We start from the raw sequence: 9,996 nt of genomic DNA on the forward strand, positions 1-9,996 counted from the left end.
GAAAATAGATGCAGACGTAAGAGCGGACGAGTCTGTCCTCTTAATCTTACGCCTGCATTTTATTATTACTCTGACAATTTCTACTTAGAAATTAATTGTGATATGTTACCGTGAAAGCGCGGACAATTTCGCGTCTTCCACATACACACCATCCACCTTTTCCTGCTCTGCAAAGGAGATCACCTGGCTTACATTTCCCTGAATCATAACGCCGAAAATCTGAATGCCATGATCCTTCACATAGGAAGCCAGTTCTTCGTAATATTCCTGGCTGATCCCGTTTACATCGGCCATGGCTGTTAAAAACTGCGGCCTGTCAGACATATACTGCAGCATGGAAGTGAAATGCTGTTCCCAGATTTCTTCCAGTGCTTCTCCGTCGTTCAGTTCTCTGGCCGTCGTTGGCCTCAGATATGGATACGTTTCTTCCGGATAGACGCCTGCTTCTGAGAATACACCTGTTCCAGCGGGATCAAATCCGGCGACGTTCATGTTATACCCTGGTTCGCTGCACGTTACGGCTGCATAGGTGATATCCAGATTGCCCTGATCGGCCACCCACTGGCGGTACAGACTGCTGAAGGCATCCAGGGACATGGGGGCGTCAAATGTGATATAGGCGGCGGCCCAGGAGGAGGAAGGAAGCTCTTCCAGCTGCTCTAGCTGGCTGTCGATTTCCTTCTGTGGCTGCTGATACACATCGTTTCCAGCCTCATCCGTCGTGCAGAAGGTTTCTAATTTTCGGCCAAATGCATTCATAGGAGGAAAATGCCAGTACGTCTCCAGTACAGATCCTGTCCGGTTTAAAATATTAGAATAGTAACCGGTCAGGGAAGATTCGCTGCCCGCCATTTTCCCCCGCACGATTCTGCCGGAAAACGTTTCTTCGCGACCGTGGAAGAGATTGCTCTGGCGTATCTCCACATGATAGCTGCCCGGAAAGCCGGGGACCGCCTTGGCCCAATTCGTCGTATAGCCAGGAGAGTGCAGCTCGGTAAATACCGCCGCATCAATAAAAAACTGACCGTCTCCGCCATACGTCTCCTGATAACCGCGGTTCGGATTATAGAAAATACGGCTGCATATGGGGCCGGAGAGCAGAACCAGGACAGCCGCTGCCAGAAAAGAAATCAAAATGCTTTTCAGCAATTTCCGGTTCACCGTCTTTTTAATTCCCCTGATCTCATTTTCATCACTTTCAGTCATGAGTTCCTGAAGTCCCGGGCAGCTGTCATCGATCTGCGCCAGGGTGTATTCTTCCAGAAGCTCGAATTTCTCAAGCTCCTCCTCTACGAATTTTATCTCTTCCAAAGAGGCTGTTCCTTCTTTGTATCGCTGAAACACTTCCTTAAATGTCATACATTTCCTCCTTCAGACTTATTTTCAACTGCTTGCGTGCCCGGCAAAGCGCTGTCTTTACCGCACCTGGCTTCTGGCCGGTCAGAGCTGCTATTTCTTTAATGTTGTAGTTTAAAAAGTAAAACATAAAGATGGCTTCCCTGTATCTGGGCGGAAGGCCTAAAACAGCGCGGTAGAGTTCCCTGGCCTCTTCACCTTTCAGCATCTGCTCCCAAACGATGTCGGAAGACCCGCTCAAAGGCGGCGGCTCCGTCAGTTCAGGCAGAAGCCGTGCATCCTTGCGCAGCCGGTCATAAAACAGGTTTCTGCTTACTTTAAACAGCCAGAACTTTACATTCTGCCGCTGGCCTTCCAGGGAGAGCAGCGCTTTATAAAATGTCTCGCTGGTCAGATCCTCGGCCATATGGACATTGCCGCACAGGGAAAGCGTATATAAGTAAACCTCATGGTAATAAGTAAGATAAATATTTTCCAGCGTCTCGTTCTTCACCGCGGCCCCCCTTTCTTTATTTTCCTTATCATCCTATAAACGTTTGTGATAAAGAAAGGTTACACGAAAAATACTTTTTTATCAACTGTCTGGTTTGTGATTGCGAAAGGTTCTCATGTACAGACAATAGACATCCGTGCGGTCTTATGGTAATATATGGTTAGTATATACTAACTTGCGTTCCGCAGCAAAAACTGGAAAGGACAAATAAAGAAATGACAGCAAATCTTGGAGTTGTACAGGAAACTATGTTGATCCCCCTGGTAATTAAGGCCAATGAGACCCTTCGACAGAACGCCAGGATCAGAGATGAAAAAGCAGTGGAAATCATGAAACAGCTGCAAATGGACACAGAAAAATACGATAAATTTATGAGTCATGAGGGCGTCGTGGCCAGAACCATCATGTTTGATCAGGCGCTAAAGCAATTTTTGGAAAAATATCCGGAGGCGGTTTGCGTGAATCTGGGCTGCGGCCTGGACGCGAGATTTTACCGTGTTGATAACGGAAGAATCCTGTGGTATGACATTGATCTGCCGGATGCGATGACGGTGAGAAAGCAGTTTTTTACGGAAAGTGACAGGGTTCATCAGATTGCAGACTCTATCCTGAAGGCGGATTGGACCCAGGCTGTTGAAACGGGGAGACCTTTGATTTTTATTATTGAAGGAGTGCTGATGTATTTTAGCCAGGAACAGGTGAAGACACTGCTTTCCATACTCGCCGGTGCATTTCCTGAATTTGTGCTGCTGGCGGAATTGATGCCGCCAATGGCTGTAAAGCAGGCCAAACATCATGATACCTTAAAGAGTACCAATGCTACTTTCCGTTGGGGCACCAAGTCGGGAAAAGAGCTGGAGGCGCTGTGTCCCGGACTGACCTTGCTGCGGGAAAACAGCTTTAATGATGTGATGAAGACTTATACATTTCGCGGATGGCTGTTTGGCTCCCTGCCTAAACTGAAGGAGTGCAACGACAGACTGGCTGTTTATCAATATAAAAGACGAGATGCATAAAGGCGCATGAAGCCTGTAACCGGCTTTTTATATCCGGATGTGCTGTGTGACAGAAAGAAAGGCGGGATCAATATGGCAAAGAAGAAAGAGAATGTATTTCTGGCAGAGATGGCACCGTTCCTCTCTAAACGCTATGAAGGTGAAAAAGCGGCATCGATAATGGCAATGGCGTGGAAACGGTACCGGGAGATCTGTGAAGAAAACGCACAGGAGCCAAAGGCCATGTATATGCATACGAGAGAACGTATTTATCCGGGGATAGCGGCCTTTGATGCGCTGACTGCCAACGGAGAAGCGAGAGAGCAGGCTGCGGATTTCATCGAGGATTATATGCATGGAGAAGCCGGCGCATGGCGGATATGCTTCATAAGCTGATGAAGATACCCGGATGCTGCAGGCTCGTTCCAAAGTTTTTCAAATCCATGACCCGCTCGAATTTCGGTCCGAAGGCAGGCTTTCAGGCGGTTTACTATGAGACAACAAATAAGGTACTGAGATTCGACATGATAAAGTGTCCATATTTCGATATCTGTAAAGCCTATGGCTGTGAGGAGATTGTAAGGGCATACTGCCATGCGGATGATATATGCTATGGCAGCATGCATCTCAGGCTTGAATGGGGAAGAACCCAGACGATGGGAGACGGAGGGACCTGCTGTGATTTTAAGATTACAGTAAAAAATATGTGATTTTCTGGGGCTTGAGTTCCTGCAGCTTTTCCAGCTCGTCCCTCGCCTTATTTTTGCACTTTCAACTGCGCCCTCCACGGCACGTCCGGCTCCGGAGATGCCAGTGAGATAGAAAAAGTTATATCCAAGCTTTGCTTTGTCTAAACGGTGGATCTGCTTTATAACATCCTCGGCCCTTATTCAAATGACGGGACAAAATAACAATAGAATAAAGAGTCCGCCAAGCGGGACCCGCTGTCCTCTGGAGCTTTTGTTTCATGGGACGAACGATTCTTTGAAATAAGAAATGCAGGCTGATTGTCATTCAGTCTGCATTTCTGTATTGATAGCCGCGGAAAAAGGGGCCTTGCTGCCGGATTTGTTCAAATAATCGGATCCCCAGCTGCACATAGCCTCCAAAACCGGTAAGATCGTTTCCCCAAAAGGAGTGAGCTGATACTCCACCTTTGGGGGAATAACAGGATAGACGGTGCGGCTTAACAAACCGTCCGTTTCCAGCTCGCGCAGCTGCTGGGTCAGCATTTTCGGTGTCGCCTGTGGAATCAGGCGGTGAAGCTCGCTGAAGCGGAGGGCGCCTTCCACCAGATGAAAGAGTATCAGGGCCTTATATTTTCCTCCGATCAACTCAAGCGTGGCCTCAACAGGACAATGGTAAGTGCTGGGACATTTCATGAGAAAGCTCCTTTCTATCGATTCCTTTCATACGGATAGGCAGTATCTTTTTGGGTACTACATACCCTAAAAGTACATACTTGTTTAAAGGAAAATCAGTGTTATAATTATAGCTGAAGTTGATGAAAACATCAACCCACTGCATGCAGCTATATCACATAGATCATATAGAAGATGAAAGGAAAGGAGCGTTTTACATATGAATTTTTTAGACAACGCGAAGAAACGGTATTCGGTCAGGAGCTATAAGTCTCAGAAGGTGGAGCAGGAAAAACTGGATTTGATTCTGGAGGCGGCCCGCGTTGCACCGACAGCGGCGAACCTGCAGCCGGTGCGGCTGATTGTCGTACAGGAAAAGGAGGGCCTGGCGAAAATTGAAAAGGCCGCCAACATTTACAATGCACCTCTGGCTGTTATCGTGTGCGCCGACCACAGCACAGCGTGGACCCGTCCGTTTGATAAGAAGCAGACTGGAGATATCGATGCCTCTATTCTCACCGATCACATGATGCTGCAGGCTTCAGAATTAGGACTGGGAACTGTCTGGGTATGCTATTTTAAGCCGGATATTCTTTCACAGGAATTCAACCTTCCTGAGAACCTGGAACCGGTAAATATCCTTGCGATTGGATATGCTGATGAAGAACCGGCGGATCCGGACAGACATGGGAAGACACGGATTCCGTTGGAGACGCTGGTCGCATACGAGAAAATTTAGTTACTAACTTTATAAAAATACGCGCTGTGTACAGCGGAGCCATTGCTGTTTGTCAGCAGGGGTACCACATAATACACAGCGCGTCTTTTTTTACTCTAATATTTTATCGTTGTCCGTAAGCAGACCGTATATCAGAAGTATCCACCGAGATTACTGTTTCTCACTGAAATAAATATAACTTCCGGCACTCACGAGGAAGGTTTTTCCGTCTATCACAACTTCGGCGTCCACCGGTGTTGTGATCTCGTAGCGCCAGAGTGAATCCTGCTTCTTCCACCGGGAGATAATCCGGCCATGCCTCGTGTCGAGAGAGGCCTCAAGCCAGTCGAGACGTACATCGGGGGAGGGGGCGATCCGGACTTTACTGTATCCCGGAAATCCCTCTGCCGGGGTAATTCCCGCCGCGCAGCAGTATACCCAGTCTGCCACAGCACCGTAGGCATAGTGATTGAAGGAATTCATGTTCCTGCTCCAGAAATCCCCGTTTTCCATAATTCCATCCCAGTGTTCCCAGACGGTGGTGGCCCCCTTTGTTACCGGATACAGCCAGGACGGATACTGTTCACGCAGCAGCAGGGAGTAAGCCAGATCCGTATGGCCGTAATCGCTTAGCACGTGCAGGAGGTAGGGCGTTCCGACGAAGCCTGTCTGGAGCTTCGTTCCGCATTCTCTTATCATCAGTGCAAGCTGATCCGCCGCGGCCTGGCAGTCTTCGGCCAGATGAAAATGGGCGGCAAGGACACATTCTGTCTGTGTCTTGTAAGTCGGATAGGCCCTGCGGAAAGCGGATATAATGTTTTGAAGGAGCGCTTCATACGCTGCCATGTCTTTTCCCAGAACGAGTCCGGCCTTAATTACCAGGGAAGCCGAATGCGCGTAAAATGCGGAGGCAATGAAGTCTTCTCTGGAGGATCCCTTATAGCTGCCGGTTGGGGCATCGAGTCCCAGCCAGTCCCCGTAGTGGACACCGCCGGTCCACAGATATTCTGTCGTGGTATGCGCCGTGATATAATCTACCCATTTTCTCATAGACTCAAACTGGCGGGAGAGAATCTCTGTATTTCCATATGCCAATGCCTGCCCACGGACAGATGCGACTGCGTCGCCCAGGCGGCGCTGGCGGGCTGTGACTAACCAGATCCGGGATTACGTGGCCCATAGCCGTCCTCCCTGGTCGGCAGCCAGATCGCCAGCCATTTCGTGAAGAATTTTCGGTATCATAGTTCAGGCTGCGGTGCGCACAAATACCTGGGCGTCTCCGGTCCAGCCGAGGCGTTCATCCCTCTGCGGGCAGTCGGTAGGGACGTCGACAAAATTCCCCTTCTGCCCCCAGATGATGTTGTCAAAGAGACGGTTTAAGAGAGGATTGGAACAGCTCAAGCGTCCCGTTCGCTTCATCTGGGAGTGGAGGACCACCGCCGTGAAATTTTCCGGTTTCGCCGCACCGGGACCTCCGGGAAATGCATCGATCCGAATATAGCGAAAACCAAAAAAGGTCAGGCGCGGATGGCAGCTCTGTTGTCCATCACGGCATGTACAGCAGTATTCCGCCCTGGCGCTGCGGTAATTTTCCGTATAAAAACAGCCAGCTTTATCCAGAACCTCTGCGTGGGAAAGCCGGATTTCTTCCCCGGCTTTGGCATTTACGCTGATTTCCACGTAACCGGTGATTTCCTGCCCGAAGTCTGCCACAACTTCGCCTTTGGGAGTCGTAAAGATGCGGGCCGCCGCAATCCGTTCCTGCTCGCGGATTTCTTCGCCCTGCTGTTCGATCAGCGTTTCATATGGCCCGTCAAAGGTCTCGGCTGTCCCGGAGCATGGAGGGATAAAGGAAGCGTCGTAAATCTCTCCGTCATAGATCTCAGAGAATCGGACCGCACTTTCGGAAACGGACCAGCTTTTATCTGAGACGATAAAGCTGCGCTGTCCGTCCTCATAGGTGATTTCCAACTGTGCCAGCAGCCCCATGGGGCGGGCGGCCAGGCCCTTCTGGAAGTCCGATGCGGTAAATCCGGGCATGGGACTGTGATACCAGCCCTTTCCGACGGTGACAGTCAGACGGTTCTCCGCCCTGAGTAAATCCGTCACATCATACTCCTGATACTGAAGCCGTTTGTAGTAGGTCGTCCATCCGGGAGCCAGCACAAACTGGCCTATCCTGCGGCCGTTAAGTGCAGCTTCATATACACCCAGCGCGGTGATAAAGAGACGGGCCTGTTTTACAGTCCGTGACAACGCAAAATCTGTGGAAAATACGGGGGCCGCATTTCCGAAATCGTTGGCTGGCCTGAGCCATTTTGCTTTCCAATCCATAATGAATTCCTCCTGCTTGTGTTTGTCTTGACTTCTAGGATACCAGATTGTAATATGAATAAAAAGAACTGTTTCAGACTAAAATGGGGGGTGAATTTAACCTGTTATGAGAGAACGGAATACAATTGAACTGAAAGGACTGACAGCGGAGCGGGAGGACAAGATTGTGGTCATGCCTTTCTGCCAGCAGGACGTGGAGATGCATGACCACGATTTTTTTGAACTGGCCTATATTACAGGAGGCAGCGCGCTGCATACGATCCGTGATGCGGACGGAGAGGTGAGATCCGGGGAGGTGAAGGCCGGAGACTATTTTATCATCGATTACGGCAGCAGGCACAGCTACAGGGAATGCAGGGATTTTACTCTGATTAACTGCCTGTTTCTGCCTGAGATGATTGACGATACACTGGCGGACTGCCGGTCCTTTGAAGAAGTGCTGCGGGTGTCCCTGATCCGTTACTATAAATGGTGCTTCGGGCAGCCCTCTGCGAATCGGGTGTTCCATGATGAGGAGGGGAGTATTTTGTCATTGATCCTGGGAATTCAGGAGGAATACCAGGAGAAAAAAGTGGGATACACAGAGGTATTCCGGTGCCGGCTGACCGAGATTCTGATTCTGACCATACGGAAAATCGTCTGTGACAACAAAAAGGATGACAGGAAGAGACAGCCGCGAAGCACGGCAGTGCTGGAAGCGATCCGGTATCTGGATAAAAATTACAGGGAAAAGGCCGTACTGAAGCAATTTTGCCTGGAATACCATTACAGCCAGCAGTATATCAGCCGGAAATTCCGTCAGGAGACGGAGATGACAGCGCTGGAATACCTGCAGAAGATCCGGATTGAGAAGTGCTGTGAGCTGCTGGCCGGCAGTGATCTGTGCATTCAGGAGGCCGCGCGGTCTGTAGGGTATGAGGATGTAAAATTTTTCTGCACGCTGTTTAAAAGGACCTTGAACATGACGCCTGGGGAGTACAGGAAAACAGCTGCCGCCGCAATGCGGTACTGATTTTACGGTTTGATTCCCTGCAGCATCAGCCAGATTCTCATTATCAGTTTTGGCGGTGTCACCTTCGAGAAAAGGCAGGTGAGTTTTACAGGGAGACCATAGATGGAAATATCTTTTCCCTTCTTTGCATCAGACAGCGCTTTGGCTGCAACAACATCGGGAGTAACCATGCCCGAAAAATTGTTGGTAGCCCGATCCGCTCCGATGGTACCGCGATCAAAAAGACCCGTTTTCATCCATCCAGGGCAGACTGCGATCGCGGTAATTCCCTTGTTTTTCAATTCCACATTCAGCGCCCTGGTGTAATTGGAGACAAATGCCTTTGTTGAACTATAAATATTCTGATAGGGCAGCGGAAAGAAGGAGGCCTGAGACGCAATGTTGATAATATGACTTCCCTTCTTCATATATGGAATACAAATCAGACCTAACGCAACGACTGCACTGACATTTAAATCGATCATATTCAAAGATTCGTCAACAGTAATGTCGTCATAGGAACAGAACTTTGCATAGCCTGTGTTATTGATCAGATATGTTATATGGATACGTTCCTCGAGAAAAAGCTTTTCAATGACTGAGAAACTGGTTCTGTCAGAGAGAACCAGTGAGAAGACGCGAACCCTGTTTCCAAATTCGCTGATTAGCTGATCGAGTTTTTCCTTATTGCGTGCGATCGCCCATATTTCAGAGATCGTCCCATCCTCTGTGAGAAGCTTAACGAATTCTTTCCCCAATCCACTGTGTGCACCCGTTACGACTGCGATTTGCTTTCTGTTCATAATATCTCCTTTCATGTTTACATGTTTAAAAATATAAACGCGTTTTCTGAAATATAACGCCTGTTATTCAGGCGTTGTATTCATGTCGTCTTCCATTGAATTTAACAGATTTCGCAGCTGTTTTACTGCTGGATCCATACAAAGGCGGTAGAGACGTTCTTTCCCGCATTTCGTCACAGTCACCAGCCCGCTGTCCAGCAAAAGCTTTAAGTGATGAGAAACGGCCGGCCTCGACAGGGACAACTGATCGGTCAGCTCATTTACGGTCATTTTCTTATGATCGAATAACAGCATAAGGATTTGTTGTCTGTTTTCATCCTGCAGCATCGTAAATACAGGAATACATTCGGACAAAATAGTCATAGTTCTTTTGCTCATCGTGTCCTCCACGTGTTTATATGTTTAAACGTATTATAGAACAGACAGAAATGTTTGTCAAGGGAATGACGTTTTTTAAATATCCGTTACAGAGCCGTCGAAAGCCAGCTGTGCAGAGATACTTCGTTGCTTTGGAGGAAATTTTTCTGTGATATGATCAACCAGTTCAATTCCAATACCGGGAGTGTCGGGAATAATTATGTATCCGCCATCCTCCTGAAACGGTTCTATGGTCATCTCAGATTCGTTTCCCTGGTGGTAAAAAGACGGGAACTCCTGTATTGCAAAATTGGGAATCGCTGCATCAAGCTGCAGACAAGCCGCAGTGGAAACCGGCCCCAGCGGATTATGCGGGACGATTTTTACATAGTTAGCCTCTGCCATAGATGCTACTTTTTTACAGGGGGTCAGACCGCCTAACGCACACACATCAGGGCGTACATACTTTGCCGCTTTTCGTTGAAATGCATGTTCAAACTCCTGAATGTTAATAAAACGTTCTCCTGTAGCAATCGGGATATCAATTCGTGCAGCGATATCCGCCATTGCTTCCATGTTATCCGGAGC

Annotated in this window: 13 protein-coding genes; 5 read left to right on the forward strand and 8 right to left on the reverse strand. The window is 48.6% G+C overall.

Annotated features, from left to right (window positions below; all coding sequences use genetic code 11):
* Nucleotides 1-105 precede the first annotated feature (105 nt).
* Both ACLTD4_RS20720 and ACLTD4_RS20725 read right to left on the reverse strand, forming a co-directional pair.
* Nucleotides 106-1,359 (reverse strand): anti sigma factor C-terminal domain-containing protein, encoded by a 1,254-nt coding sequence (locus ACLTD4_RS20720; protein WP_117623945.1) that lies wholly within the window; start codon nt 1,357-1,359, stop codon nt 106-108.
* Nucleotides 1,349-1,849: an RNA polymerase sigma factor gene (locus tag ACLTD4_RS20725; RefSeq protein ID WP_117623944.1), complete on the reverse strand. Its 501-nt coding sequence runs from the start codon at nt 1,847-1,849 to the stop codon at nt 1,349-1,351. The genes ACLTD4_RS20720 and ACLTD4_RS20725 overlap by 11 nt, the downstream gene beginning before the upstream one ends.
* 215 nt (nt 1,850-2,064) lie before the next feature.
* Between ACLTD4_RS20725 and ACLTD4_RS20730 the strand changes: the two genes are divergently transcribed.
* The 3 genes from ACLTD4_RS20730 to ACLTD4_RS20740 all read left to right on the forward strand — a co-directional run bounded on the left by ACLTD4_RS20730 (nt 2,065) and on the right by ACLTD4_RS20740 (nt 3,554).
* Nucleotides 2,065-2,865, forward strand: a complete 801-nt coding sequence (locus ACLTD4_RS20730) for a class I SAM-dependent methyltransferase (RefSeq protein WP_117623943.1) — start codon at nt 2,065-2,067, stop codon at nt 2,863-2,865.
* 72 nt (nt 2,866-2,937) lie between these two features.
* A complete protein-coding gene (locus ACLTD4_RS20735) occupies nt 2,938-3,240 on the forward strand; it encodes a hypothetical protein (RefSeq protein ID WP_412331527.1) in 303 nt (100 codons plus the stop codon).
* Nucleotides 3,216-3,554 carry an L-2-amino-thiazoline-4-carboxylic acid hydrolase gene (locus tag ACLTD4_RS20740; protein ID WP_412331528.1) on the forward strand — a complete coding sequence of 113 codons (339 nt, stop codon included), beginning with the start codon at nt 3,216-3,218 and terminating at the stop codon, nt 3,552-3,554. The genes ACLTD4_RS20735 and ACLTD4_RS20740 overlap by 25 nt, the downstream gene beginning before the upstream one ends.
* Before the next feature lie 300 nt (nt 3,555-3,854).
* Here the strand turns inward: ACLTD4_RS20740 and ACLTD4_RS20745 are convergent, their stop codons facing one another.
* Complete coding sequence (locus ACLTD4_RS20745) at nt 3,855-4,226, reverse strand: winged helix-turn-helix transcriptional regulator (RefSeq protein ID WP_117623942.1); 372 nt, start codon at nt 4,224-4,226, stop codon at nt 3,855-3,857.
* A gap of 199 nt (nt 4,227-4,425) precedes the next feature.
* Here ACLTD4_RS20745 and ACLTD4_RS20750 point away from each other — a divergent pair, with 199 nt between their 5' ends.
* Complete coding sequence (locus ACLTD4_RS20750; protein ID WP_117623941.1) at nt 4,426-4,944, forward strand: nitroreductase family protein; 519 nt, start codon at nt 4,426-4,428, stop codon at nt 4,942-4,944.
* Between the two features lie 150 nt (nt 4,945-5,094).
* On the opposite strand, the gene ACLTD4_RS20755 is transcribed toward ACLTD4_RS20750, so the two are convergent.
* Nucleotides 5,095-6,018, reverse strand: a complete 924-nt coding sequence (locus ACLTD4_RS20755) for an alpha-L-rhamnosidase C-terminal domain-containing protein (RefSeq protein ID WP_412331529.1) — start codon at nt 6,016-6,018, stop codon at nt 5,095-5,097.
* A gap of 150 nt (nt 6,019-6,168) precedes the next feature.
* The gene (locus tag ACLTD4_RS20760) at nt 6,169-7,257 is read right to left on the reverse strand and encodes a family 78 glycoside hydrolase catalytic domain (protein ID WP_412331530.1); all 1,089 of its coding nucleotides are present in this window, start codon (nt 7,255-7,257) and stop codon (nt 6,169-6,171) included.
* Between the two features lie 106 nt (nt 7,258-7,363).
* Between ACLTD4_RS20760 and ACLTD4_RS20765 the strand changes: the two genes are divergently transcribed.
* On the forward strand, nt 7,364-8,269 hold the full coding sequence (locus ACLTD4_RS20765) for an AraC family transcriptional regulator (protein WP_117623939.1): 906 nt from the start codon (nt 7,364-7,366) through the stop codon (nt 8,267-8,269).
* A 2-nt stretch (nt 8,270-8,271) separates the two neighbouring features.
* Here the strand turns inward: ACLTD4_RS20765 and ACLTD4_RS20770 are convergent, their stop codons facing one another.
* The 3 genes from ACLTD4_RS20770 to ACLTD4_RS20780 all read right to left on the reverse strand — a co-directional run.
* A complete protein-coding gene (locus tag ACLTD4_RS20770) occupies nt 8,272-9,051 on the reverse strand; it encodes an SDR family NAD(P)-dependent oxidoreductase (protein ID WP_117623938.1) in 780 nt (259 codons plus the stop codon).
* A gap of 63 nt (nt 9,052-9,114) precedes the next feature.
* Nucleotides 9,115-9,429: an ArsR/SmtB family transcription factor gene (locus ACLTD4_RS20775; RefSeq protein WP_117623937.1), complete on the reverse strand. Its 315-nt coding sequence runs from the start codon at nt 9,427-9,429 to the stop codon at nt 9,115-9,117.
* 75 nt (nt 9,430-9,504) lie between these two features.
* The coding region (locus ACLTD4_RS20780; protein ID WP_412331531.1) for an enolase C-terminal domain-like protein at nt 9,505-9,996 on the reverse strand (492 nt) is incomplete at its 5' end.

Source organism: Hungatella sp., assembly GCF_046966825.1.

Excerpts from the sequence above, each read along its gene's own strand:
- ACLTD4_RS20720 (WP_117623945.1), bottom strand. The coding sequence starts at position 1,359 with ATGACATTTAAGGAAGTGTTTCAGCGATACAAAGAAGGAACAGCCTCT.
- ACLTD4_RS20730 (WP_117623943.1), top strand. The coding sequence starts at position 2,065 with ATGACAGCAAATCTTGGAGTTGTACAGGAAACTATGTTGATCCCCCTG.
- ACLTD4_RS20735 (WP_412331527.1), top strand. The coding sequence starts at position 2,938 with ATGGCAAAGAAGAAAGAGAATGTATTTCTGGCAGAGATGGCACCGTTC.
- ACLTD4_RS20740 (WP_412331528.1), top strand. The coding sequence starts at position 3,216 with ATGGCGGATATGCTTCATAAGCTGATGAAGATACCCGGATGCTGCAGG.
- ACLTD4_RS20745 (WP_117623942.1), bottom strand. The coding sequence starts at position 4,226 with ATGAAATGTCCCAGCACTTACCATTGTCCTGTTGAGGCCACGCTTGAG.
- ACLTD4_RS20750 (WP_117623941.1), top strand. The coding sequence starts at position 4,426 with ATGAATTTTTTAGACAACGCGAAGAAACGGTATTCGGTCAGGAGCTAT.
- ACLTD4_RS20760 (WP_412331530.1), bottom strand. The coding sequence starts at position 7,257 with ATGGATTGGAAAGCAAAATGGCTCAGGCCAGCCAACGATTTCGGAAAT.
- ACLTD4_RS20765 (WP_117623939.1), top strand. The coding sequence starts at position 7,364 with ATGAGAGAACGGAATACAATTGAACTGAAAGGACTGACAGCGGAGCGG.
- ACLTD4_RS20770 (WP_117623938.1), bottom strand. The coding sequence starts at position 9,051 with ATGAACAGAAAGCAAATCGCAGTCGTAACGGGTGCACACAGTGGATTG.
- ACLTD4_RS20775 (WP_117623937.1), bottom strand. The coding sequence starts at position 9,429 with ATGAGCAAAAGAACTATGACTATTTTGTCCGAATGTATTCCTGTATTT.